Origin of the sequence: uncultured Tenacibaculum sp., assembly GCF_947502995.1 — a bacterium.
GTDB lineage: Bacteria > Bacteroidota > Bacteroidia > Flavobacteriales > Flavobacteriaceae > Polaribacter.
In genome coordinates this window covers 117,033-142,711 of sequence record NZ_CANNBW010000015.1, presented here as the reverse complement: position 1 = coordinate 142,711, position 25,679 = coordinate 117,033, and the positions used below count along the sequence as shown (strand labels likewise).

Annotated in this window: 20 protein-coding genes and 1 pseudogene; 13 read left to right on the top strand and 8 right to left on the bottom strand. The window is 31.0% G+C overall.

The window, feature by feature from the left end; all coding sequences use genetic code 11:
* From Q1A46_RS13850 to Q1A46_RS13840, 3 genes and pseudogenes are all read right to left on the bottom strand, one after another.
* Positions 1–5,303 (bottom strand): annotated as a pseudogene (locus Q1A46_RS13850) (hypothetical protein); the annotation flags it as partial.
* Between the two features lie 120 nt (positions 5,304–5,423).
* The gene (locus tag Q1A46_RS13845) at positions 5,424–7,316 is read right to left on the bottom strand and encodes a PorP/SprF family type IX secretion system membrane protein (RefSeq protein WP_299679791.1); all 1,893 of its coding nucleotides are present in this window, start codon (positions 7,314–7,316) and stop codon (positions 5,424–5,426) included.
* 3 nt (positions 7,317–7,319) lie between these two features.
* Positions 7,320–9,479, bottom strand: coding sequence for a gliding motility-associated C-terminal domain-containing protein (locus tag Q1A46_RS13840; protein ID WP_299679788.1), 2,160 nt, complete (start codon positions 9,477–9,479; stop codon positions 7,320–7,322).
* A 216-nt stretch (positions 9,480–9,695) separates the two neighbouring features.
* On the opposite strand from Q1A46_RS13840, the gene porQ reads away from it, so the two are divergent.
* Together porQ and cmk are read left to right on the top strand one after the other, a co-directional pair.
* Complete coding sequence (gene porQ, locus Q1A46_RS13835) at positions 9,696–10,742, top strand: type IX secretion system protein PorQ (protein ID WP_299679785.1); 1,047 nt, start codon at positions 9,696–9,698, stop codon at positions 10,740–10,742.
* Between the two features lie 55 nt (positions 10,743–10,797).
* The gene (gene cmk, locus Q1A46_RS13830; protein WP_299679782.1) at positions 10,798–11,490 is read left to right on the top strand and encodes a (d)CMP kinase; all 693 of its coding nucleotides are present in this window, start codon (positions 10,798–10,800) and stop codon (positions 11,488–11,490) included.
* 89 nt (positions 11,491–11,579) lie between these two features.
* Here cmk and Q1A46_RS13825 read toward each other — a convergent pair whose 3' ends face one another.
* Entirely contained in the window at positions 11,580–12,617 is a 1,038-nt protein-coding gene (locus Q1A46_RS13825; protein WP_299679779.1) for an RluA family pseudouridine synthase, read from the bottom strand.
* Positions 12,618–12,638: 21 nt separating this feature from the next.
* Positions 12,639–13,196, bottom strand: a complete 558-nt coding sequence (locus Q1A46_RS13820) for a PASTA domain-containing protein (protein ID WP_299679776.1) — start codon at positions 13,194–13,196, stop codon at positions 12,639–12,641.
* A 109-nt stretch (positions 13,197–13,305) separates the two neighbouring features.
* On the opposite strand from Q1A46_RS13820, the gene Q1A46_RS13815 reads away from it, so the two are divergent.
* The 6 genes from Q1A46_RS13815 to Q1A46_RS13790 all read left to right on the top strand — a co-directional run bounded on the left by Q1A46_RS13815 (position 13,306) and on the right by Q1A46_RS13790 (position 18,695).
* Positions 13,306–14,280: a D-alanine--D-alanine ligase gene (locus Q1A46_RS13815; RefSeq protein ID WP_299679773.1), complete on the top strand. Its 975-nt coding sequence runs from the start codon at positions 13,306–13,308 to the stop codon at positions 14,278–14,280.
* A 43-nt stretch (positions 14,281–14,323) separates the two neighbouring features.
* The gene (gene coaD / locus Q1A46_RS13810; RefSeq protein ID WP_299679770.1) at positions 14,324–14,776 is read left to right on the top strand and encodes a pantetheine-phosphate adenylyltransferase; all 453 of its coding nucleotides are present in this window, start codon (positions 14,324–14,326) and stop codon (positions 14,774–14,776) included.
* 166 nt (positions 14,777–14,942) lie between these two features.
* Positions 14,943–16,694 carry a M14 family metallopeptidase gene (locus Q1A46_RS13805; protein ID WP_299679767.1) on the top strand — a complete coding sequence of 584 codons (1,752 nt, stop codon included), beginning with the start codon at positions 14,943–14,945 and terminating at the stop codon, positions 16,692–16,694.
* A 44-nt stretch (positions 16,695–16,738) separates the two neighbouring features.
* Positions 16,739–17,134, top strand: coding sequence for a toxin-antitoxin system YwqK family antitoxin (locus Q1A46_RS13800; RefSeq protein ID WP_299679764.1), 396 nt, complete (start codon positions 16,739–16,741; stop codon positions 17,132–17,134).
* Positions 17,135–17,140: 6 nt separating this feature from the next.
* On the top strand, positions 17,141–17,854 hold the full coding sequence (locus Q1A46_RS13795) for a hypothetical protein (RefSeq protein WP_299679761.1): 714 nt from the start codon (positions 17,141–17,143) through the stop codon (positions 17,852–17,854).
* Between the two features lie 37 nt (positions 17,855–17,891).
* Entirely contained in the window at positions 17,892–18,695 is an 804-nt protein-coding gene (locus Q1A46_RS13790) for a class I SAM-dependent methyltransferase (RefSeq protein WP_299679758.1), read from the top strand.
* A gap of 30 nt (positions 18,696–18,725) precedes the next feature.
* Here the strand turns inward: Q1A46_RS13790 and Q1A46_RS13785 are convergent, their stop codons facing one another.
* Complete coding sequence (locus tag Q1A46_RS13785) at positions 18,726–20,618, bottom strand: SulP family inorganic anion transporter (RefSeq protein ID WP_299679756.1); 1,893 nt, start codon at positions 20,616–20,618, stop codon at positions 18,726–18,728.
* Between the two features lie 147 nt (positions 20,619–20,765).
* Here Q1A46_RS13785 and pyrR point away from each other — a divergent pair, with 147 nt between their 5' ends.
* From pyrR to Q1A46_RS13760, 5 genes are read left to right on the top strand one after another with little or no spacing between them, the layout of a single operon-like run.
* Positions 20,766–21,323, top strand: a complete 558-nt coding sequence (pyrR, locus tag Q1A46_RS13780) for a bifunctional pyr operon transcriptional regulator/uracil phosphoribosyltransferase PyrR (protein WP_299679753.1) — start codon at positions 20,766–20,768, stop codon at positions 21,321–21,323.
* Positions 21,323–22,255 (top strand): aspartate carbamoyltransferase catalytic subunit, encoded by a 933-nt coding sequence (locus Q1A46_RS13775; RefSeq protein ID WP_299679749.1) that lies wholly within the window; start codon positions 21,323–21,325, stop codon positions 22,253–22,255. Before pyrR ends, Q1A46_RS13775 begins: the two co-directional genes overlap by 1 nt.
* 3 nt (positions 22,256–22,258) lie before the next feature.
* Complete coding sequence (locus Q1A46_RS13770) at positions 22,259–22,591, top strand: hypothetical protein (protein WP_299679746.1); 333 nt, start codon at positions 22,259–22,261, stop codon at positions 22,589–22,591.
* A 19-nt stretch (positions 22,592–22,610) separates the two neighbouring features.
* On the top strand, positions 22,611–22,931 hold the full coding sequence (locus Q1A46_RS13765; protein ID WP_299679744.1) for a T9SS type A sorting domain-containing protein: 321 nt from the start codon (positions 22,611–22,613) through the stop codon (positions 22,929–22,931).
* Positions 22,928–23,869 (top strand): ribonuclease Z, encoded by a 942-nt coding sequence (locus Q1A46_RS13760; RefSeq protein ID WP_299679741.1) that lies wholly within the window; start codon positions 22,928–22,930, stop codon positions 23,867–23,869. The genes Q1A46_RS13765 and Q1A46_RS13760 overlap by 4 nt, the downstream gene beginning before the upstream one ends.
* Here Q1A46_RS13760 and Q1A46_RS13755 read toward each other — a convergent pair.
* Positions 23,866–24,231, bottom strand: coding sequence for a CoA-binding protein (locus Q1A46_RS13755; protein WP_299679738.1), 366 nt, complete (start codon positions 24,229–24,231; stop codon positions 23,866–23,868). The two genes, Q1A46_RS13760 and Q1A46_RS13755, sit on opposite strands and share 4 nt — an antisense overlap.
* Before the next feature lie 136 nt (positions 24,232–24,367).
* Positions 24,368–25,666 (bottom strand): hypothetical protein, encoded by a 1,299-nt coding sequence (locus Q1A46_RS13750; protein WP_299679735.1) that lies wholly within the window; start codon positions 25,664–25,666, stop codon positions 24,368–24,370.
* Positions 25,667–25,679: the final 13 nt, after the last annotated feature.

Here is a 25,679-nt window from a genome sequence, read left to right as displayed (position 1 = left end):
GTACATCCTTTATTGTCAATAACTTCTACTACATATGTATTGGCTCCTAATCCTGTAAAGGTATGACTCGTTCCTGTAACATTTTCAAAAGATCCGCTATCTAAACGTATTCTGAATGGTGCTTCACCACTTGTAATGTTAACTGTTATAGTTCCATTGGTTCCATCATAACATGTAACTGGTACAGCTGTGAAATCTACTGGATCTGGATTAGGTACATTAATAGTAAAAGGTACACAACCTACAGCTGTAACTGTCATTCTTACATTATCTATAAAATTACCGATAGATAAACTTCCTGAAGCTGTCGATATTGCTTCAAACGAAATTACAGTTGTTGTTTGTCCTGCTGGAACAGTGTAAGAACCTGAATAGGATCCCCATGCTGTATTTTCATCAGACATAGTTTGTGTAAAATTCGGTGTAGCTAAATCTCCTCCAATTCTAACTTCTGCAACATCAACTCCACTTCTTCCTCTATGATCTAGAGACCAATTAATTACATCACCTGGAATAGTACAAAATTCTTGATATAAAGCTGATGGTAAGTTTGCATTTAATTCTGCAAAATAGTCACCATCTGATGCCGGAACTCCATTAAATCCAGATCTCCATATTTCTAATCTGTTATCTGAAGCTGTACTATCCCAACCATCTAACTGGTTTTCATCTATAATTCTAAAAGTAGTAATTCCTGATGGTACACTTTCAAAACTTCCATTAATAAAAGGATCTGTTGAACATCCACATTCTGTACAATTGTTTGCATCTCTAACATTCACGGTATAAGTACCTGAAGATAAGCCTGTAAAAACTGTAGAACTTTGCCAAGTTACTCCATTATCTATACTAAATTCGTATGGAGGTGTTCCTCCTGTTGCTTGTACAGTTACAGATGCAGAATTTGGTCCAGTACAATTTGCTGTTGTTGTTATAGTTCCTGTTACATTTAAAGGTGCTGGTTCAGTGATAGTGACATCTCCTAAATCTAATTCACAAACTATTGAACCAGAAGTTTCACGAATTCTAACATTATGGTTTCCAGCAGGAACACCTACTATTCTAAAAGGATTATCTGCTGTAGATGACCAGCTTGCTCCTCCGTCAATAGAATATTCATAACTTCCACCATTAAAATTATTTGCTTGGATAGTAATTGATCCATTATTTGAAGCATTACATTCTGAATTTGTACTTCCAGTTATGCTTCCTGAAAATTGTTGATTTTGTAAAACATTTACAATAAAATCTCTCGGACAAGCTCTATCAGCTCTTACAGTAAAAGTATGTGCTGCAGGATTTACGTTCGTAAATACATTTGAAGCCTGAGGCGTTCCTCCATCCATACTATAAGTATAAGTTAATGAAGGTGTTGCTGGTGGTGTAAATGTAACCGTTGCTGTTCCGTCACAATTATAATCTATTGTGCTTGGAATATCTGGAATCACTGGAAAAGGATCAACAACTATTTGTGGTAAAACAGGAGAAGCACAACCATTTGAATCTCTTACAAATAGATCGTAAGTTCCTGGACCAACATTGTTAAATATTGTTGAGCTTTGCCATGTTGTACCATTATTAATACTATACTGATAACCAGTACCTGAACCACCTGTTGCATTAGTAAATGTAATTATTCCATTTGGCTGTGTACAAGTAGCATCTTGTGTTAAGCTTGCTGTACTTGATGGTGATGAAGGATTATCTATGGTAATTGGACCTACTGTGTAACTACAAACAGATGCTCCTTTTGTTGCTCTAATTGTAATTGTATAACTAGCTGGACCTAAACCTGTAAATGAATTTGAATTTTGGAATGTTGTACCTCCATCATCACTATATTCTAAAGTATATCCTAATAATCCTGGTGGTGTGTCTGTATTAATTGTAATTGATCCATCTGTATTTCCTGAACAAGTAGCATCTGTGTGCGTTTCAGAAAATTGTAACGCATCTTCTAAACTTATTGTTACTGGAGAAGAAATTTGCGTACAGTTATTGTCATCAACAACAATAAATTCATAAGTTCCTTCGCTTCCATTTGGAATATTAAATATTGTATTGGTAGTGAAACCTTCAAAAGTTGTAGCATTGTATGTAGCTGGAATACCACTTACATCTGCATAAGAAATAGCTGTTTTTGTTGCAGTTCCTGCTGGTGTGTACGACCATAAAGCATAAGTATATCCACTTGCTCCTGGAGTTCCTCCATTAGCTGATAGTGTAATTCTTCCATTAGAACAATCAATATCTTTTGTATTTACAGCATTGAGATTTAATGCTGGCGGAACTGTAATAGCTGGTAAAGTCTCTGTATATGTACAACTACTTGTAGTTGAAGTAATTTCTACTGTATAAGTTCCTGACGTAGAAACTGAAAAAGTTCTAGAACGATCTGTTGTAGGTCCGAAAGAACTCACAACTGAACCACCACTAGTTATATTATATATGTACTGTTCTGAAGTAGGTGCATTAATTTGCACATTAATTTCTCCAGAATCACCAGCACATAAAATTGGTGTAGTAGTCACATCAACATCCATATCAACCTCTCCAACAGATTGATTTGGATATGGAAACACACAAGAAATAGCAACATTTCTTATGTAAACATCATAATTTCCTGCTGTAGAAATTGGAAAAACATTTGATGCTTGATAAGCTCCAGCTGCTGGTGCAGGATCTCCTGCCGGTACAACAGCATATTCATAACCTGCTGGAACACTATTTATAGTTATACTACCATCTGTAGAACAGATGATATCTTCTGTTACAATTGTAGGATTAACTGTACCTTTAAAAACATTAAAATAATAACGTTCGAAACATCCTCCTGGCTCTTCAACAATTAATCTATATTGCCCAGCATCTGAAAAAGTTCTAGTTGTACTATTTACATCTGTAGCAACATCAACCCAAGTTCCACCTACATCAGGACAAGTAACATCTGGAGTTGGTGTACTTCCAGAACTCAAAACTTGCCATCTTACAGTTGTTGGTGCTGCAACACCTGTAGGAATTGAACGTGAATCCGAACTACCACATAAATAAATTTCTGCTAATTCTAATGTTGCATCGTTAACACAAGTCACTACTCTATCGGCAACTGCAACTAAAGGATTTACTCCTGAACCAAAAGGTCCAACAACAAAAGTTTCATCAAAAGGCACACAAGCTGCAGGTGATCCTGCAGGATTTGTTTTAGTAACAGTATAAGTTCCTGTAGCTGTAACAGTAATAGTTCTTGTACTAGCTTCATCTCCTGAAGCAATTATAGTACCTGAATCATCTCTCCATTCATAATTTCCAAAACCTGCGCCTGCTGTTAAATCTACTGAAGAACCACAAAGTGCAACATTTTGAGAAAAATTATTACATGTTGTTATATCAACTAAAAAGTTTGTAGATCCTGCTATACCAAAGTTACATGCATCTATACCAGAAACACTAGGAGCATCATTTACAGAAACTCCTCCTGTACGTCCATCATATCTAGCAAAAGCTTGATTTTCTACAATATTAGAACATACGTCTGTAAGTAAACTACAATCTGTTACTACCTGAACATGAAAACGAATGTTATGAACTGCACCACCTTCTTCAACTAAAGAATCATCTATTTCAAATGTTAATTCTCCTCTGAAACTATTTGCTGCAGATGGAGGATCATAATTCGATAAAGTTACACCTGTAGGTGTAACCACATCTGCTGGAACTAAATTTACATTTCTTGGAAGCCTATCTGTTATTACTGTATTTATAGCATCATCTGTTCCTGTATTTTGAAAGGCAACATTATACCATAAATCACCACCTAAACCTACTGTTGCTCCTGCCAAATCATTACCTGCATTATCATCAACAGTTTTAACTAACTGAATAACAGGCTCTATTATTTCAATTGCAAATACATTTAAAAAGGGCCAATATACATCTCCCCCAGTTGTAAATCTTGCATCTAAACTAGATTGATTGTTTGCAATATTTGCATTTAATGGATTGTCAACATTAAATAAATCAACATCAAAACCTAGAGTGTTTTCACTATCAGGATTACGTGTAGTTGTATGAGCATCATACTGAGTAATACTTCCATTAAAAAAATTATTAACAGGATTTGTTGTTGGTGTACTAACGTTTACAAAAGCCCCAGAAGTATTTCTTATTTGGAAGTTATCATTAAAAATAAAACCATCACCCTCTAAAGCAGCTGTTAAAAATTGAGCTCTTACTGGACCCGAAGGAATTGTATTAAAACCTGTAAAGTTTACATCTGCACTATTTGTACCATCAATAGTAGCAAAACCATCGAAAATTGAAATGTTTTTACTAGAATCTGTCTCATTTTCATAAACTACAACCATAACCCATCCAGCAGCTCCTCCTAAACCATTATTTCTATCACGACCTACAGTTGCTCTAATATTTCCTGCGAAATAATCTCCATTTGGATTTGAAAGGCCTTGAACCATAGATGTTACATCTTTATAACAAACATATGGCCTTTGTGTTGCTATACCACTATCATATAAAACTTCGTCACTTGTAATATCTTGATAAGGCTCACCTGGTAACTTAAATTTTATATCTCTATAATCACCTGGTCTCGCGTTTTCAGTTTCCCAAGATTCATATGGAAAAACCCCAGCCCAATATAAACTTGCATGAACAACTCTAGAACAATTTGGTAAATTTAATGTTGATTTTGAAGAAGAAAAAGTATCTGCAAAACCAGCAATACCCTCATCATCATCTACATCAATATAATCCATGTAAATGTTACCATTATTAAATTGAGCATCATTAACATTTACATAAAAAACTCTATTACAACCGTCAATAAAATTGATAACATATAAGTCATCCCCGACAGTATTATTTGGTTGTGGATCATTAGCGTCTACATTTTGTGTTGTTGGAGTATACGTATAATCTCTATATCTCCTATTACAATCATCTCTGAATCTTGATGTTGTTGAACTTCTAGTATATAATGTAAATTCCCTAAAATCTCTGTTTAAAATATTATTACCAACAAAAGTTACATTACCCCGAATGTTTATTCCTCCTGGAGGTAATCTCCTTTCATCAAAATCTACATCAGGTTTCCTCCTTGCCATTAAATTATTTGGCGGAGTTTCAGAAATTCCTTTTTTCTGAATAGCTTCTTGATTTAAGATTTGCCCAATATTTTTTGGCAATACTTGAACTTTAGCTTCTGTTTCTGATTGATTTCCATCATCTTGTGAAAATCCTAGAACTGAAGTTAAAGCAATAAATAGAAAAAGTAACTTTTTTTTCATTTTTGGGGATTTTTGCTTTCTTATAAAAAACTTATAATCAAAAACTTATAACACTTGTAAACGGGGTCTCTATAAAGATAACTAATTTTTATAACTTTTTAAAAACTCATTATAAACACCTTATCTTACGTGAACTATATTCTTTCTATCGTAATATTTTCCGTTTAAATTATTGTTGTATAATTTTATTATTTCTTGTCTATTTTCTGATTTGTGGATATAAACATGTCTATATCCTGTTTTTGGGTTAATGAAGAAACCTGCATTAATTCCGTCGCTCTCTAACTCATCTAATAATCTGTCTGCATAAGGCTTTTTAGAAAACACTCCTATTTGCATATAATAACCTGGTTCTAAACCGTCTACTAAACTCATAGTTTGAACTCTAGCTTTTGGTTGAGTTTTAGGTACTTTATATGTTTCTCCTTCTGGACCAAGAGTAACTTTCATGACATATACTCTGTCTTTTCCAGAATTATTGTCATTTGAAGTTGTAATTCCTAAACTTCCTCCTACTTCATCGTCACTTTCTGTTTCTTTTTTAATAGCACCATTAATCTCATCACGTTGTTCTTCAGCATCTACTTTCTTACCATGACGGTCTATATACACTACATATACATTATACTTTGGATCTCTTACATAGCGAGCTCTAACTTTCTTTTTATGTGTTTTGTTATATTGCTTTACACTCTTTTTGTTATTGTAGAACTTTACCTCTTCTTTCGCTTTCTTTAACGATTTAAACTGCTCTATAGCAACATAGTACATTGTACCACCCCCACCTCTTTCGGTAACAGTTCTTTCTCTCCAAGGTCTTCCACTTCTTCTAGGTAACGATTGATCTCTAGTTTCTGTAGGTGGTGCTGGAGTAACTTCTCTAATAATTTCGGTAGTTTTTGTATTTGTAGGTTGATTTTCTAACCTCTTTAAAATTTCATCTACCTTTTTGTTTAATTTATCAATAGAATCTTGAGCTATTCTTATTTCATCTGATAAATCATTATGCTCAGGATTTTCGTATTCTTCTTCTCTTCTATCTATTATTGGTTTAACTGAATTATCAGGAATACTAACAGTAACATTACCTGTTTTTCTTGCTTTTCTTTTTCCTAAACGATAAATTAAACCAACCTCGTTTGTACCACTTAAGTTTTGTTGCTTTTCATATGTAAAACCAATTGATAATCTTTTATTTAGATTAATACCAAAACCAGCATTTAAACCAAATAACTTATCATAACCAACTTTTAACCAACCTACTTTAGGTAAATCAGCTAATACAGTAGCAGCATAAGAAAAACCATCTACTTTTGCTCTTCTTCCAATACCTAAACCTCTAATCGTAGTTCCAGAAAACAAACCACTAGTATTTTGTAATCTATGAGTATAGGCAGCATGAGCAGAAATTGTTTTATCTCCAAATTCTGTTACAAACTCACTACTTTTTAAATTAAAATCTCCTAGATTTTCAAAGAATAATCCAACATCAAAATTACCAAAAGAAACAGTTGCTGCTGGCTGAAAAACTACTACAGGCCTGTCTTGATAATTATTAATTAAAGGTTCTGGAGTATTAGTTAATACTCTTGGTTCGTCTAAACTTCTTCTACTGTAAAAAAAGTTAAAACCAAAAGTTAAACTAGTTTTTTCTGATAAATTGATTTGGTAAGCATAATTTGCCATGGCTCCAAAATCTTTAAAAACACCTATTTCTTGTTGAAAAACAGCAATACCTGCTCCAACATTTGGTTGCATTTTACCTGAATAACTTAAAATATGTAAACGAGAAGCATCTTCAAAATCAATATTTGAGCTTCTACTAATAGCTTCAATAGTAGACGTTTCTCGGTGAAGTAAAGAAAAAGTAGGTACTGTCATAAAATTATTAAATTTCATGAAGCTCCTAGATGAGAAACCATTATAAGAATCCTCACTAGCAATACTCGTTTGAGCAAATGCTAGTAAATTCATAAATACACATAGTGTTACTAAAGTAATTTTCTTTACCATATATTATTGCAATATAGAAATTGTCCCCGCTTTGATTAAGTTGTCATCTTGAATAACTCTAAAATAGAATAACATTCCATCTTTCAAATTATTATCTACTGGCCAATTATTTTGATAATCAGTTGTATTCAAAACTTCTTTACCTCTTGAATTGTAGATAATTACTTGAACATTATTTTGAAAAGCAAATCTATTTGGAAGCTCCCAAGTATCGTTAATTCCGTCTCCATTAAAAGGAGTAATTACATTTGGTATCACCAATTTACCATCATCTTCTACAACATTAATATCTCTTTGCGCTCTACATCCTCCTACTGTACCAAAAACTGTATATGTTCCTAACAAGTTAACATCAAGTGTTTCATTTGACGACAATAATGTTCCAGCTTCATTAAACCACTCGTAAGAGTCTGCTCCACTGGCTTCTAAAGTTATTGTTTGTCCTGGTTCTAACACTGCTGTTGAAGAAGGAGTAACCTCTAAAACTGTATCATCAAACTCCACTACATTAATCTCAGCTACATTATTTAGACAACCAAATCCTTCATAAGTCACACTATATACTCCAATTTCATCAATTACTAAAGTACTTGGATCAGCAAGTGGTATTTCAACCCCATCTTTAAACCAAGTATAAACAAACCCTGGAACAATATTCAAATTAAAAGTGATTGTCTCTCCAGGACATAAAGCGTTTGATATAGATGATGATTGAATTTCTACTCCCGTTAAGGTTAACAAAACGTCTAAAGGGTTAGAATCAAAATTTAATAAAGCACTTATTGTTGCATTTAAAACATATTCTCCATTATCATTATATGAATCAATTGTTAGTTGATCTAAAGTTTCACCTGCCAAATCAGCTCCATCTTTTTTCCATTGAAAAACTAGACTATCTATCTGATCTTGTGTTAAATCATAATCATTTCCATCTGTTGCTGTAGCTGTTACACCAACTATTGATAATGTTGTACTATCATTACTACAATCTGCATAATCTGAAGCCGCTCTAATTTCTGGCGAAATAGAAACCACATCTAACACAGTATAAACAGCTGAATTTTTAGATGTTGGACAACTAGTAGAATTGTCAACAACTTCAGCAAAATATTCTCCAGCCTCTACAGCAGGAAAAGCTAAAGAGTTACTGGAAGGCAATGCTTCTCCATCTTTGAACCAAGTTATAGTCGCTGAACTAGAATTATGAGTGATCGGTAAATTTATTGTCTCTCTAGGTAATCTAACTCTTATAGCTGGATTTTCAATATTAACATCAAAATCTACTCCTGGTCTTTGCTCTACAGAAACATCTTGAGAACGAGATGTACATCCCCCTACTTCTATTTCTAAATGATAAACTCCAAATTGATTGCTTGTTGGCGTTGTGTATGTAGGTGTGTAAGGAGGTAAACCATCTATGAGGTTTCCATCTTTATACCAATTGTAGGTAAACGTAGGATCATCTACACTTGCTATTAAATCATAAGTTTCGTTAGCACAAATCTCCACTGAATTCGGTCCTTGAATAACCAAACTTGTTGGTGCTATTTCTGTTACATCTATTATATTAGAACGAACACCTGCCCCAGATTGAGTACATTGCCCGTAATTTATTGCTGCATAATATCTTCCTGCATTTGATATTTCTATAGAAGAACCTGTCTCTCCTGGTATCAAAACATCTCTTCCTCCTTCAACTCTATACCATAAATAGGTAAAATTAGGGTCAATTTCATTTACAGAAATAGTTTGTGATCCTCCACATAACACAACATCGTTAAAAGAATTTAAAATTAATTGTTCAGAAGTTGTAAAAAATGCTTCAAAAGGCCCAAATGAAGGTCCTTCTGTTGCCGGCAAGCTAGAAACAATTCTTATTCTATAATTAAAACCATAAGCGTCCGTTGGAAAAGCAAAACTTGCAGAAATATCAAAAAAACTATCGTTTTCTCCTGTTACTGTTGCTAAGTTCGTTATACTTCCTGGAGTAAAATTCCCATCAGCATCGGAAAGTTGTACAGTAAATACGTTATTAGGATCAAACGCCATACCAGAAAATTCAAACACCAAACTAAAGTTATTTGAACCTTCCTTTGCACACGCAAAAGTAAAGTCTGGTATTGGTGCTTGTAGTGTTTGCCCAAAAGAAATACTACTAAACAATAAAGTTAGTAGTAAAAAAAGTAACTGTACCTTATTTTTTTTACACTTATACATAATTGATGGGGACCATTAAAATTTTAATGTGCGAACACACTTGTAACATACAAATATATTCATTTTATAATAAAAAAAAATTTTATTATTTAAAATCTATTTAAACACTATCCTTAAAATTAATACGTTAATTTTACAAACTTATTATACCAAAGTTAAAAAATGCTAAAATATTTCATTATTGCTAGTTTGTTTTTTCTCTCTTTTAGTCATGCTCAAGTAGGTGGGAACAGTGTTTTTTCTTTCCTTAACACTACTACAAATGCTAGACAAGCTGCTTTAGGTGGAAAGGTTTTAACTCTTGTTGATGACGTAGATCAAGCAACATGGAATCCTTCAATAATAAATTTAGATTTAGACAGAAAACTTTCAATAAACTACACAAGCTATTTAGCAGATATTTCTGTTGGATCTGTTTCTTATGCTCATCGTTTTTCTAGATATACTCAAACTATACACGGAAATATCACCTATGTTAATTATGGTACACTGATTCAAGCTGATGCAGAAGGAAATGAAACTGGGACATTTGGAGCCAGTGATATTGCTTTGTCTGTTGGATATGCATATCGCATACCAAACACTAGCATTCATTTAGGAGCTAATCTTAGGTTAATTAATTCTTCTATTGCTAATTTTTCATCTTTTGGTGTCTCTGCGGATTTAGCTGCTACGTACTACAATGATCAAAAACCTTATATTTTCTCAATAGCATTAAGAAACATTGGAACACAGATTACATCTTTTAACGGAGAAAAGGAAAAACTTCCTTTCGAAATAGCTCTTGGAGCTTCTTACTTATTAGAAAATGTTCCGTTACGTTGGTATTTAACTGCAGATAATCTTCAACAATGGAATATTAGCGTTGCTAACCCTTCAAATCAAACTTCTGATTTAGACGGAAACATTACTGAAGAAGATATTTCTTTTGTAGATAATTTATTCAGACATTTTAGTATAGGAGCTGAATTATTCCCTAAACGTGCTGTTAATTTCAGAATTGGTTACAACTTCAGAAGAGGAAAAGAACTTCAATTACAAAACATAAGGTCATTTGGAGGAATTTCTTTCGGGTTTGGTTTACGTATGAATAAAGTAAAACTAAATTACGCATACTCAAGATTCCACACTGCTTCTAATGTTAGTACTTTCGGAATAGCTATTGATTTAAATAAAGGAAAACCGAGCAGATATAAAACTAAATATTAATTTGTTTCTCCCTCTTTCTACTTTAACTTTTATCTTTGCCCCACATATTTTTTAAATGAATACAGGTAAAATTATCATAGCCATTGATGGCTTTTCTTCCACAGGTAAAAGTACTATTGCTAAACAACTTGCTAAGCAACTGAATTATATTTATGTAGATACAGGCGCTATGTACAGAGCTGTTACTTTATATGCAATGCGCAAAAATTATGTTTCAGATAATACACTCTTAACAGATCAACTTATAAATGATCTCGAAAACATTAAATTGTCTTTTCTTTTTAATTCTGATTTAGGATTTGCTGAAATGTATTTAAATAATGAAAATGTAGAAAGAGAAATACGCACTATAGAGGTTTCTAAATTGGTGAGTAAGGTTTCTACAATACCTGAAGTTAGAAGAAAACTTGTTCTTGAACAACAAAATATGGGAACTGAAAAAGGAATTGTAATGGATGGTAGAGATATCGGAACTGTTGTTTTTCCAAGTGCTGAATTAAAATTATTCATGACTGCTTCTGCAGATAAAAGAGCTACAAGGCGTTACAAAGAATTATTAGACAGAGGTGATAAAGTAAATTACGAAGAAGTTTTATTCAATGTTCAAGAAAGAGATCGAATTGATTCTACTAGAAAAGATTCTCCACTTGCTAAAGCTGATGATGCTGTTGAGTTTGATAATTCTGACATGGGATTAGAAGAACAATTTGAACGTATTATGAGTTTAGTAAATGATAGAGTTAAATAATTTTAAACTATAATAACAACTGAGAATCGTGTATTCTGTATATATCATAAGATTTTTTGAAATACGCGATTCTCAGCAAATAACTTTTTTTAACTTTCAAATGTTGAATTCGTAGAATATCTTCTCCACTTTTCCAAACAAGCTGTAATATCTTCTGGAACTTCAGAATTAAATTGCATAAACTTTCCTGTAGTTGGGTGAACAAAACCTAAAGTTTTTGCATGCAGTGCTTGTCTTGGTAACAACTTAAAACAATTGTCTACAAATTGTTTGTATTTAGAAAATGTTGTTCCTTTTAAAATTTGATCACCTCCATAACGCTCATCGTTAAATAAAGTATGTCCAATATATTTAAAATGTGCTCTAATCTGATGTGTTCGTCCTGTCTCTAAACGACATTCAACTAAAGTAACATAAGTAAAACGTTCAATAACCTTATAATGTGTTACTGCTGCTTTACCATAATCTCCATCAGGGTACACAGCCATTTGCATTCTATCTTTAGCACTTCGTCCGATATGCCCTTCAATAGTTCCTTCATCATTTTCTACACTTCCCCAAACTAATGCATAATACAAACGCTCTGTAGTTTTATCAAAAAACTGCTTCGATAAATGCGCCATTGCAAACTCAGTTTTAGCAACAACTAATAAACCACTGGTATCTTTATCGATTCTATGGACTAACCCAGGACGCTCGTTACTATTTTTTGGTAAGTTTTCGATATGATGAATTAATCCGTTTACTAAAGTTCCTGAATAATTTCCATGACCTGGATGAACTACCATACCAGGTTCTTTGTTCACCACAATAACATCATCATCTTCGTATACAATATTAATTGGTATATCTTGAGCTACTAATAAGTTTTCGTGTGGTGGATGTGCTAAAACTACACGAACTACATCTTTTGGTTTTACCTTGTAGTTAGATTTTACAGCTTTATCATTTACTAAAATGTTTCCTGCTTTAGCCGCTTGTTGAATTTTATTTCGTGTAGCATTCTCAATAAAGTTCATTAAAAACTTATCTACACGTAAAGGATCTTGTCCTTCTGTAGCTGTAAAACGATAATGTTCATATAATTCAGAACTTTCGTCTTGAATATCATAATTCTCCTCCTGCATCTAATCTCTATTTAAAAAAGTTTAATTTAAAGATCCATCACCTAAAATAAGATCAATCACAGATTTTTTAGGTAATTTATCTCCTAAGCCTACTTGCTTTCCTTTGTATTTTAATCCTCTTACAACATCTTTTCCTATGTCTGGAACATAAGTAAATTTTTCTCCAACAGAAAAACCTATAGAACGTAAATGTGTAATTGCCTGACGTTTTGTTTTCCCGTTTAAATCAGGAATTGCAACATCTTTATATTTTGATGGGTTTAATGTCAAATAAATTTTTCTTTTTTCTTTAACGAAATCTCCAGCTTCAGGATTTTGCTCCATTACTGATTTTCTTGGAAAATCTGGATTATAACTAGCACTATCAATCACAATAAAATCTAAACTTAATTCATCTAGTAATTGTTTTACTTCAGCAATACTTTTCTTTTCTAAGTTTGGTACCTGAATTTTCTGATTATGATTTGTAGTATATCCTAACCACCATTGTAATAAAAACACAAATAGTAGCAATCCAATTATAGCAATTATAATTTGTTTTACGAAAACCTTGCTCTTTAAAAACTGTAACAATTTCATTATTGATTTTTTGAAAGATTCAACAAATGTACATTAAAAATAATACTAATTTAAAAACATTAATTTTTAAAATACTTTTTTGGTAAGTTTGTAAGGTTAATTATTGGAAATGAAAAAAAATATCGCCATTATCATGGGCGGCTACTCTTCTGAAGTAGCTATTTCTCTAAAGAGCGGAAATGTAGTATATCAGCATATAGACAGATCTAAATTCAATCCTTATTGTATTCATATTTTAAAAGAAGGTTGGTTTTTAGTTGAAGATGAACAAAAGTTTCCTGTAAATAAACATGATTTCTCTGTTGATTTTAAAGGAAATAAATTAACTTTTGATTGTGTTTTTAATGCAATTCATGGTGCACCAGGTGAAAACGGTGTGATTTTAGCATATTTCGATTTATTAGGAATTAAACATACCTCTGCTCCATTTTATCAAATGGCTTTAACTTTCAATAAAAGAGATACATTAAGTATTTTAAGAAAGTATGATATACCTACAGCAATCTCAGTATATTTAAATCAAGGTGAAACTGTTGATGTAGATACGATTATAAAAAAAGTAAGTTTACCTTGTTTTGTAAAACCTAATAACGCTGGATCGAGTTTTGGTATTTCTAAAGCGCACACAAAAGAAGATATTCTCCCTGCAATAGAAAAAGCTTATAAAGAAGACAGTGAAATTTTAATCGAAAGTTTTTTAGATGGTAAAGAAGTTTCTGTTGGAGTTATTCAATACAAGGGTGAAACTATAGTTTTACCAATTACTGAAATTGTTTCAGAAAACGATTTTTTCGATTATGAAGCAAAATATGAAGGTAAATCTCAAGAAATTACTCCAGCAAGACTAACTTCAGAAGAAGAATTTAAAGTACGTGAAGTTGCAAAAAAAGTATATACCGTTTTAAATATGAGTGGGTTTTCTAGATCTGAATATATCTTTGTAAATGGTGTACCTCACTTTTTAGAAATGAATACCGTTCCTGGATTAACTGAAGAAAGTATTTTACCACAACAGGCACAAGAAGCAGGAATTAGTTTAACTGAACTATTTGGAAATGCAATAGAAAGCAGTCTAAATTCCTAAATAAAAAATATAAATAACACAACCATTAACAACACAATTAAAAATGAAACGCGCTATTTTTCCTGGATCTTTTGACCCTATTACTTTAGGGCATTTAGATATTATTGAAAGAGGTATTACTTTATTCGATGAGCTTATTATCGCAATCGGAGTAAATGCCGATAAAAAATACATGTTTCCTTTAGAAAAAAGAAAACAGTTTATTGAAGAAACTTTTAAAAATGAACCAAAAATAAAAGTGGTTACCTATAAAGGCTTAACTGTGAATTTCTGTAAAGAAATTGACGCTCAATTTATTTTAAGAGGATTACGTAATCCTGCAGATTTCGAATTCGAGAAAGCTATTGCTCATACAAATAGAAAACTTTCAGAAATAGAAACTGTGTTTTTACTTACTTCTTCTGGCAAGAGTTATATCTCTTCATCTATTGTTAGAGATGTTATTAGAAATGGCGGAGATTACACTGGTTTAGTTCCTGATTCTGTGAGATCATAATTACGATTTTTGATCAGGAGTTTTTAATGGTGTTCTTTTTCTAATAGAGCAAATCGATATAATTTATTGGCATTCGATAACGATAAGGAACAATATGTTAAGAAAGATATAGTGTGGCTTAAAATTATTTTGAAAGATTTATATTTGGTGAAACCAAGAGCCAAAAATGAAAAAAATAATACTACTCGCTTTAGTAATTTGCATTCTTTCTTGTAATAAAACTGAAACTAAATCTTCTAAAGACTTTACAACTACATTTGAAAAATCTAATGGGTTAGAAACTCCAGAATATAATGAAGTAATTTCTTATTATTCTGACTTAGCAGATACATATTCTAAAATTTCTTTACTCGAATTTGGAACTACAGACAGCGGTAATCCCTTACATTTAGCAGTTTATAATCCAGAAGGAAAAACTAAAAAAAATCAAATAAAAGATTCAAAAAAAAATCGAATCTTAATCAATAATGGAATTCATCCAGGAGAATCAGACGGTATTGATGCTTCTATGCTTCTACTAAGAGATATTGTACAAAATGATTCTTTACAAGAAGCTTATAAAAACTCCTTAATTTGTGTAATTCCTGTATACAATATTGGTGGAGCTTTAAATAGAAATGCTCACACACGTGCAAATCAAAATGGACCGAAAGAATACGGTTTTAGAGGAAATTCTAGAAACTTTGATTTAAATCGTGATTTTGTAAAACAAGACACTAAAAATGCTGCAAGTTTTGCTGAAATTTTTCATACTGTAAATCCTGATATATTTATAGACAATCACGTAAGTAACGGAGCCGATTATCAATACGCAATTACTCATTTATTTACACAACATAATAAATTAGGTGGTAAACTTGGCACTTACTTAGAACAAGAAATACGTCCGTTTTTAGAGCAATCTTTGGCTAAAAAAGGGATTCCGATTACGCCATATGTAAATGTTTGGGGATCGACACCAGATAAAGGTTGGAGTCAGTTTATGGATTCTCCAAGGTATTCAACTGGCTATACAACTTTATTTAACACTTTTGGTATGATGGTAGAAACACACATGTTAAAACCTTATAAAATTCGTGTAAAACAAACTTACGAACTTATGAAATCGATGTTCGACTTCACTGAGAAAAATAGTGGTCAAATAAAATCGTTAAGAGCAAAAGCTGTTGAAAATATTATTAATAACAAAAGTTACGCTATTCAATTTAAAGTTGATTTAGACAATCCTACTGAATTCAATTTTAAAGCTTACAAAGGAAGTTATATCGATAGTAAAGTAACTAATGGAAAACGTTTATTTTACGATAAAAATAAACCTTACGAAGTTCCTGTAAAATATTACAACAACTTTAAGACTACTAAAAATATAACTATTCCTAAAGCATATGTAATTCCGAAAGGTTGGCATAATGTTATTTCTCGTTTACAAAATAACAATATTGAATTTACTCGTTTTAAAAACGATACTATTTTAAACGTAGAAGTAAATCACATTAAAGACTTTAAAACAGTTAGTTCTCCATTTGAAGGACATTATTTGCATTACAATACTGAAGTAAACTCTTCTCTTCAAGACATCAAATTCCAAAAAGGAGATTACATAATTCCTACAAATCAGAATGGAATTCGTTATTTATTAGAAACCTTAGAGGCTGAAGCAGTGGATAGTTTTTTTAATTGGAATTTTTTCGATACAATTTTACAACGTAAAGAAGGATTTTCTAGTTATGTTTTTGAAGACAAAGCTGAAGCTTTTTTAAATGAGAATCCACTTGTAAAAGCAGAATTTGATCAGAAAATGATTGTTGATTCTACTTTCAATAAAAATCCAAGAGCACAATTAAATTGGATTTATACCAAAACGCAACATTATGAAAAAGCTCATTTAAGACTACCTGTTTTTAAAATTATAAAATAATGTACAAAACCTTCCTTTCTTTCATAATGCTAGGTTTAATTCTTATGAATTGTGACACAAAAAAGAACAATGAAAAAAAAATTACTCCTAAAACAAAAAAGGAAATTAGAAAAGAATATTGGGACAATGGAGTTCTTGCTGCTGAAGGAATTTATAGTAATGGAAAGGCTAACGGACCAATGAAATGGTTTCATCAAAATGGTAAACTAGCAGGAGAAGGCCCGATGTTAAATGATAAAAGAGAAGGTTTATGGAAAGTTTACGAATCTGAATTTGGAAAACTTAGTGCAGAAGGAAGTTTTAAAGCTGGGATTAAACATGGAAAGTGGAAAATATTCTACGAAAACGGAACACTTTGGAAAGAACAATTTTGGGACAACAATAGTTTGATTACAAAAATTGAATGGGATAAAAACGGCCAAATCACAACGAACAAGTAATTTTTTATGAAAATAAAACTCACAGTTTTTTTACTCTTAGTATTGACTTATAATGCCTACAGTCAAACAAATTTTGACTTAGATAAAGTTTTACATCAATTAAACTTAAAAAGAAGTCAGTGTGAAGTAGGATTTATAGTTTCTAAACAACTACCGAGTGCTAAGAATGAAACAATAGTTGTCATACCAGAAATTATTAAAAGTGATGATACAATTGAAGAATATAATGGCTATATCTTAATTATTGACAGTGATACCAATAAAATAAAACACAAATACTTTAAGCCTTCATATTGGACTTCTGATGCTCTAATTTTATCTGAAATAAAAATTGATACTGCTCCATATTATGTATCAAAAAACAAAAGAGCATTCGGAATTCGTTCTTCACATTACACTTTATCTAAACCAAACCCGTATAGTTCTGAAACACTTACTTTATTTTTAAAAAAAGAAGAAAAATTAATTCCTGTACTAGATCATTTTGAGAGCAAAGAATATGTTGGTGAATGGGATATGCAATGTGTCGGATGGAGTATTAATGAGGAAAAGATATTAATTTTATCTAAAAATAAAACTGATGGTTTTTTCGATATTATCGTAAATAATAAAATCACTAATAGAAAATCTGACACTGATGAAACTGGTGAATGTATAGATGAAGAAAAAATATCATTTCAGAAAACAGTTTTAAAATTTAATGGTAAAGTATATAAATAACCTATTTACTTTTGACTAGAAATACGCAGAAAAAACAATGAAAAAAATCGTCATAAAAAGATTTTTAACCAGATTAAACTTGTTACCATTAGTTGAACAAATTAATTTCTATCGTCAAAAATTTAAAAACAGAGAAGATAACAGAACGTTTTTATTAGAAAATCCTGATGTAAAACTTCCTCCTGATTTTTATATTTATGAGACTTTTCAGTTGAACTACAAGAAGTTTTACACAAATGGCCTTCCTACTGCACAATGGATTTACGATCATGTAAATGAATTTAAATCGTTAAAAAACGTTAGTATTTTAGATTGGGGATGTGGAACAAGTAGGATATTAAGACATTTACCTACTGTAGCTGGTACAACTAATAGTTATTTTGGTTGCGATTATAATCCTAAATATGTTAAATGGTGTCAAAATAATTTAAATGGAATTGATTTTAAACTCAATAACATCACTCCTCCTCTACCTTACGACAGAGAAAAATTTGATTTAGTATATGGTATTTCCATCTTTACTCACCTTTCTTTAGCTCAACATCACTTATGGTTTGAAGAGTTGTATAACGTTCTTAAAACTGATGGTATCTTATTTTTAACTACACACGGAAATATTCATCAATTTAAACTAACAGCTAAAGAACTTGAAAAATTTAATAATGGAAATCTAATTGTACATGATTTTAAAAAAGAAGGAAATCGTTTGTTTTCTGCATATCAGCCTGAATCTTTTATGTTAGAAATTGCTAAACAATATGATTTAAAAATTCTAAAACATGTACCTGGAAAAATAGAAAACGGAAAACCACAACAAGATGTTTGGTTATTTCAGAAATAAAAAATCCTGCATTTAGCAGGATTTTTTTATTTAAAAAGTATATTCTCTTAATGATTTTGGAAAAGCTTCTGGATTCGCCGCTAAATGATAACGTGGATCGTCTACATCATCAATGATAACATCTCTAAATGTATCACTTGCTTTATACATTAAAACTTTACAATCTTCACTTAAATGTTTCATTTTAATGGTTTTTCCTGCTGCTTGGTATTTCTCTACTAAAACAAATAAAGCTTCTAATGCAGAGTGATCTGAAATTCTACTTTCAACAAAATCAATAACTACGTTATCAGGATCATTTTTTACATCAAATTTTTCATTAAATGACGTAATACTTCCGAAGAATAATGGTCCCCAAATTTCATATACTTTAGTTCCATCTTCACGCATACGCTTTCTTGCTCTAATTCTTTTTGCGTTTTCCCAAGAAAAAGATAATGCAGAAATTATGACACCTACGAAAACAGCTATTGCTAAATCAAAGAATACTGTAACTGCAGATACAACAATTAATACTACAGCATCTGAAATTGGAATTTTCTTTAATATTCTAAAACTCGACCAAGCAAATGTTTCAATTACCATCATAAACATTACTCCAACTAAAGCTGCGATTGGTACTTGTTCGATATATTTATCTGCAAACAAAATAAAAACTAACAACGTAACTGCCATTGAAACTCCAGATAGTCTTCCTCTTCCTCCTGCGTTAATATTAATTACTGTTTGACCAATCATACCGCAACCACCAGTACCACCAAACATTCCACTTAAAATGTTTCCTGCTCCTTGAGCCACACATTCTTTATTTCCATTTCCTCTAGAATCTGTTAACTCATCAACTAAATTCATTGTCATTAATGTTTCTATTAATCCAACAGAAGCAGCTAAAAATGCATAAGGTGCAATAAATTTTAAAGTATCTAAATTGAATGGAAGGTGACTCCATAATTCGAAAATATTTAATTTCTTAGAAATTTCGTCTACTCCATTTAAACCAGCTCCACCACCTTCTCTAATAAAATCTCCTACATTTATAGAATTAATTCCTCCTAAAATAACCACTAAAGAAACGATTAGAATTGCTGTTAATGCAGCTGGAACTTTTTTAGTTAACTTTGGCAATCCCCAAACTATTAGCATTGTAAGTAATACTAATCCAATCATGGTATATAAATCTTTACCAGTCATAGTTTCTTTTACTACACCATGATCTTTTACCGAATAAAAACCTTCATCTGTAACATTAAAAGCTACTTTTTTAGTTTTTACATCAAAAACCTGACCTTCAGAAATAAGATATGCTTCTTTTTTAGTCTCTGCATTAACTACAGAGTTTTCATTAATAGTAAATAAAACTGTATTAGAAGCTAAATCTTTAACCTGATTATTATCTACATTATAAACTAGCTCTTTAGAAATCGTTTCTCTTTTATTTTCTCCATATACATTTTTCACATGCTCTTTAAACATTCCTAATTGTGCTATGAAAATTACGATTGCCAAACCGTTTACAAACCCCATCATTACAGAATGCGGAATTAAACGAACAAACTTTCCTAATTTAAAAACACCTGCCAATACTTGTATAATTCCCATTAACACCACAGCTGCCAATAAATAGAAATACCCCATGTTTTCCACAGGCACATCAAATAAAAGACCTTTTGCGTGTCCTTCTTGAATCATATTTACAAAAATAACTGCTACAGCTCCTGCTGCTCCAGATATTAAACCTGGTCTTCCTCCAAAAATTGCAGCAATTAAACCGATTACAAAAGCACCAAAAAGCGCTACAATTGGACTAATTTGTGCTACAAAGGCAAAGGCTACAACTTCGGGTATCATTGCTAAAGAAACTGTAATACCTGCTAAGGCATCATCTTTAACGTTAATCTTCTTATTTCTAATGTATTTCATCATAATAACACAAGGCTTTTCTAAAAGTTGGCAAATGTAAAGATAATTTTATTGATATACTTTTTAGTTTCGTTAACTTTAAATTTTGTTCACTTACTTTTTTACTTTAATTTTGAACTCTATAACTATCAAGAAAATTGGTAGCAACTCATGAGCAGAAAAACTTTACTTACTTCAAAAGAAATCGATATAATTCTGCATCGTTTAGCTTGTCAGTTAATCGAAAATCACAACGACTTTTCTAATACTGTTTTAATAGGTTTACAACCGAGAGGAACTTATTTAGCGCAACGTTTAAAGAAGATTCTTATTGAAGATTATCAAATAGAAAATTTAAAGCTTGGTCTTTTAGATATCACTTTTTATCGTGATGATTTTAGACGAAAAGACGAACCTTTAGAAGCTACTCCTACTAAAATTGACTTCTTAATTGAAAACAAAAAAGTAGTAATTATAGATGATGTTTTATATTCTGGCCGAAGTGTAAGAGCAGCTTTAACTGCTTTACAAGCTTTCGGTAGACCTGTAAACATTGAACTTTTAGTTTTAATAGACAGAAGATTTAGTAGACATTTACCAATTCAACCCAATTACAGAGGAAGACAGGTAGATGCTATTAACGAAGAAAAAGTAGTAGTAAATTGGAAAGAAACACATTCCAAAGACGAAATTTATTTAATACCAAAACAACCTAAGATAGATAACTAATGAAGCAGTTAAGTGTTGAACATTTATTAGGGATTAAATATTTACAAGAAAATGATTTAGAACTCATTTTCGAAACCGCAGCTCATTTTAAAGAAGTAATTAATCGTCCGATTAAAAAAGTTCCTTCTTTACGAGATATCACAATAGCAAACCTATTTTTTGAAAATAGTACGCGAACAAAATTATCTTTTGAGTTAGCTGAAAAAAGATTATCTGCTGATGTAATTAACTTCTCTGCAGGACAATCTTCCGTTAAAAAAGGAGAAACTTTAATTGATACAGTAAACAATATTCTTTCTATGAAAGTTGATATTGTTGTAATGCGTCATGGTAATGTAGGAGCTGGAGTTTTTCTTTCTAAACATGTAGATGCTAAAATTGTAAATGCTGGAGATGGAACTCATGAACACCCTACACAAGCATTATTAGATAGTTTTTCAATGCGAGAAGCATTAAATTCTAATTTGAAAGGAAAAAAGATTGTAATTGTTGGTGATATTTTACATTCTAGAGTAGCTTTATCTAACATTTTCGCTCTACAAATGCAAGGTGCAAAGGTAAAAGTATGCGGACCAACAACTTTAATCCCAAGGTATATAACTAGTTTAGGTGTAGAAGTTGAAACTAACCTTAAAAAAGCTTTAGAATGGTGCGATGTAGCCAATGTTTTACGTGTACAGCACGAAAGAATGGCTATAAAATATTTCCCTTCTACCAGAGAATACACTCAGCTTTTTGGAATTAACAAAGAAATATTAGATAACATTGGCAAGGATATTGTAATTATGCATCCAGGACCAATTAATAGAGGTGTTGAATTAACGAGTGATGTAGCTGATAGCAAACAATCTATTATACTAAATCAAGTAGAAAATGGTGTTGCAGTTAGAATGGCTGTTCTATATTTGCTAGCACAACAAATTAAGAGATAAAAGATGAAATCCGAAGAAAAAGACGATTATATACTATTTACTTCTCAAGAAGAGAGTTTTAAAGAATTTTATGATTATTTTACTGTTAATCATAAAAATCTTACAGAAAACAATGTAATAATCGACCTTTCGTCGAAACTTAACGTACAATCGTCGGAAATTTCATTATTTTTGTATTATGCTGATTTACATCAGAAAAGCGGCACAACTTTTGTGCTAATTTATCCAAGTGTAGATGTTGATAGTTTTCCTGAAACATTTAATATTGTTCCAACTTTAGTTGAAGCAGAAGATGTTTTAGAAATGGAAAACATTCAAAGAGATCTAGGTTTTTAACTAATTATAATCCCCAATTATGATAAGAAAACTACTTTTAATTCTTTGTATGGCTTGTTTTGCTGTTACTTTTTCACAAGAAAAAACTGTGAATAAATTGGTAGCATCTCAAAATTCATACAACTCAATAACCAACATATCTTTTAACTCAACTAACAAACAAAAAGTTATTATTAGTGTAAAAAACGTATTAGGTAAAACTGTTTTTTTCAAAAAAATCGTTGCACATAAAGGCAAAAACACGATTCATTTTGATAGAAATAATTTAAAATCTGGTATTTATATCTACGCTATTCAAACGAACAATGAATTAATGTCGAAACGTTTTGTGATTAAATGAGTTTACAGTTAACAATTTTAGGATGTCACTCTGCCACACCAAGAGTAAACGCCTACCCTACTTCTCAATATCTTGAGATTAATAACCGTCATTTTTTAATTGACTGTGGTGAAGGTACGCAAAGACAAATGAGAAAATATAAAGTTGGTTTTTCTAAAATCAATCATATATTCATTTCTCATTTGCATGGAGATCATTTTTTTGGTTTAATAGGATTAATATCAACCTTTGGTATTTTAAACCGGGAGAAAGAATTACATATTTATGGTCCTAAAGGAATTGAAGAAGTAACTCGATTACAACTAAAACTTTCCATGTCTCATGTAAGATATAGTATTGTTTTTCATGAATTAACATCTAAAAAAAGTGAATTAATTTTTGAAGATGATAAAGTTTCTGTAAGAACAATACCTCTTAATCATAGAGTATATACTAATGGTTTTTTATTTACTGAAAAACCTAAAGCAAGACATTTACATTTAGACAATATTAAACAATACGATGAAATAGAAATTTGTGATTACCACAACTTAAAAGCTGGTAAAGATTTCATTTTAAGTTCAGGGGAAATTATTCCTAACGACGAATTAACAGTATCCCCAGAAACTCCAAAAAGCTACGCATATTGTAGCGATACTACTTTTAAACCAGATATTATTCCGATTATAAAAAATGTTGATTTATTATATCATGAATCAACATTTTTAAAAGAATTAGAACATCTTTGTGAGCGTACTAAGCATTCTACTGCAGAACAAGCTGCCACCATTGCTAAAGAAGCTAATGCTGGTAAATTAATCTTAGGACATTATTCAAGTCGTTATTCAGATGTGACATGCTTTAAAGAAGAAGCTGAAAACGTTTTTAATAATGTTGAATTAGGTGAAGTTGGTAAAAAATATACTACTACAAAAGCTTGTAAGGAACTTGTCAATTAATACTGACCAGTTCCTAATAAGACCAAAGTACACGATACTTCTGTCTCTATATTTTCTTTTTGTAATAGTTTTATGAATTCAAAATTTTCTGTTCCTGGATTAAAAATTACACGTTTTGGCTGTAAACCAATGATATAATCATAGTACTGTTTTTGTCTTGACGGATTTAAATATAATGTTACTGTATGTATATCTTTATAAAGCTTCAATTCAGTATCAATAGCAACATCTAAAACAGTTCCTGCTCTTAATCCGATAGCTTTTACATCAATAGTTTTACTTCTTAATCTTTTTATTGCTTTATTTGAATATCGCTCAGGTTTTACCGAAGCTCCAATAACTAATGTTGTTTTATTTTTCAATTTTTAAATTTTAATTTAATAATTTTTAGAATTACACTATATATCTAGTAAAACTATGTAATTCTTTAAGTAAACTAAAATTTTATTGCTACAAAAAACCTCAACACCTAATTAGATATTGAGGATTTTTTTATAATTATAATGAACAAATAGAAACTTTGACTATTTCATTTTGAGATTTAATATAATCGTTTATCGTTATATATATAAAATCTTTATCAAATGCGATATCATTCATTCTAAAACCAAACTCTTTATTCACTTTTTTAATTGAAGGAGAACTTTCTAAGGTATTTAATTTACCAATCCAACTATCTACCCAGTCACCATTATTATTTTTTCTAGGAAAAAGAAGATATAAATCGTCATTATACAATTCAATCTTATCCACACGATCGATATTCTTAACAATTATTTTCTGTTCTAAATTAGGATCATCCAAATCAATTTTAATCACATGAAATTTTACTCTATCGATTGTCCCTAATAAATAAAGCTCATTAGCTTTACGTGCCATATCATAAATTATAGTTCTTTCCTCAAAAGGGTCTTTTTTACCGATAGTAGTTAATTCCATTGGTGTTAAACTTGGTTTTGTTACATCAAACTTTAACAATCCTGGTCTTATATCACCTACAGCATACATATCATTTCCTTGTATTGACATTCCTAAAATCGCTTTTGGTCTGAAATTTAATACCTCAATTAATTTTGGATTAGCTAAACTCGTATCCATTTTAAAAACTTTAGAAAATGTAATAAATTTAGACACAGAAATATAAAGAAAATCATCTTTAAATACTAAATCTATAGCCTTCCCAAAAATATCATTCTGAATATCTATAAGTTTTACAGGTGTAGCGTTTTTATCCAAAAGGTTTAACTTATAAATTGCTAATTTAGAAACCCCTAAAATCCCAGGATTTTGTTCAGCATAGTACATGTATCCATTTTTGAAAGCTGGCTTAGAAATTTCTTTATTAGGCCTAGAAGTAATTACTTCATTTTTATTTTCACATGAAAAATTATAGGTAATACATTCTTCAATATCTTCATTACAATCTGCAGTTTTTACAGTAACACAAAACTTAGTTTCTCCTTCTTCTAATTCCCAAGAAATACTTCCATAGGCATTACCGTTCACTTCTTTACTTCCATTTTTATCTGTAACTTTCCATGAGTAAACTGATCCATCTGTAATTGATGAAGTTGCCTCAACGGTAACTTTTGTTTTGTCAATTTCATTTTCTTTTACTTTTAATGAAACCTCAGCGCAATTCTGATTAATATTTACATCCTCATCTTTACTACATGAAGTAATGACTAATGCTACTATTAGTAAGCCTATTTTTGTTATTGTAAAGAAAGTTGACTGAGTTTTGAATTGAATATATTGCTTTTGTAAGAAACTATTACTTTTAGTATTTGTACGCATTTTTGTTATAATA

Excerpts from the sequence above, each read along its gene's own strand:
- Q1A46_RS13845 (WP_299679791.1), bottom strand. The coding sequence starts at position 7,316 with ATGGTAAAGAAAATTACTTTAGTAACACTATGTGTATTTATGAATTTA.
- porQ (WP_299679785.1), top strand. The coding sequence starts at position 9,696 with ATGCTAAAATATTTCATTATTGCTAGTTTGTTTTTTCTCTCTTTTAGT.
- cmk (WP_299679782.1), top strand. The coding sequence starts at position 10,798 with ATGAATACAGGTAAAATTATCATAGCCATTGATGGCTTTTCTTCCACA.
- Q1A46_RS13825 (WP_299679779.1), bottom strand. The coding sequence starts at position 12,617 with ATGCAGGAGGAGAATTATGATATTCAAGACGAAAGTTCTGAATTATAT.
- Q1A46_RS13820 (WP_299679776.1), bottom strand. The coding sequence starts at position 13,196 with ATGAAATTGTTACAGTTTTTAAAGAGCAAGGTTTTCGTAAAACAAATT.
- Q1A46_RS13815 (WP_299679773.1), top strand. The coding sequence starts at position 13,306 with ATGAAAAAAAATATCGCCATTATCATGGGCGGCTACTCTTCTGAAGTA.
- coaD (WP_299679770.1), top strand. The coding sequence starts at position 14,324 with ATGAAACGCGCTATTTTTCCTGGATCTTTTGACCCTATTACTTTAGGG.
- Q1A46_RS13805 (WP_299679767.1), top strand. The coding sequence starts at position 14,943 with ATGAAAAAAATAATACTACTCGCTTTAGTAATTTGCATTCTTTCTTGT.
- Q1A46_RS13800 (WP_299679764.1), top strand. The coding sequence starts at position 16,739 with ATGAATTGTGACACAAAAAAGAACAATGAAAAAAAAATTACTCCTAAA.
- Q1A46_RS13795 (WP_299679761.1), top strand. The coding sequence starts at position 17,141 with ATGAAAATAAAACTCACAGTTTTTTTACTCTTAGTATTGACTTATAAT.
- Q1A46_RS13790 (WP_299679758.1), top strand. The coding sequence starts at position 17,892 with ATGAAAAAAATCGTCATAAAAAGATTTTTAACCAGATTAAACTTGTTA.
- Q1A46_RS13785 (WP_299679756.1), bottom strand. The coding sequence starts at position 20,618 with ATGATGAAATACATTAGAAATAAGAAGATTAACGTTAAAGATGATGCC.
- pyrR (WP_299679753.1), top strand. The coding sequence starts at position 20,766 with ATGAGCAGAAAAACTTTACTTACTTCAAAAGAAATCGATATAATTCTG.
- Q1A46_RS13775 (WP_299679749.1), top strand. The coding sequence starts at position 21,323 with ATGAAGCAGTTAAGTGTTGAACATTTATTAGGGATTAAATATTTACAA.
- Q1A46_RS13770 (WP_299679746.1), top strand. The coding sequence starts at position 22,259 with ATGAAATCCGAAGAAAAAGACGATTATATACTATTTACTTCTCAAGAA.
- Q1A46_RS13765 (WP_299679744.1), top strand. The coding sequence starts at position 22,611 with ATGATAAGAAAACTACTTTTAATTCTTTGTATGGCTTGTTTTGCTGTT.
- Q1A46_RS13760 (WP_299679741.1), top strand. The coding sequence starts at position 22,928 with ATGAGTTTACAGTTAACAATTTTAGGATGTCACTCTGCCACACCAAGA.
- Q1A46_RS13750 (WP_299679735.1), bottom strand. The coding sequence starts at position 25,666 with ATGCGTACAAATACTAAAAGTAATAGTTTCTTACAAAAGCAATATATT.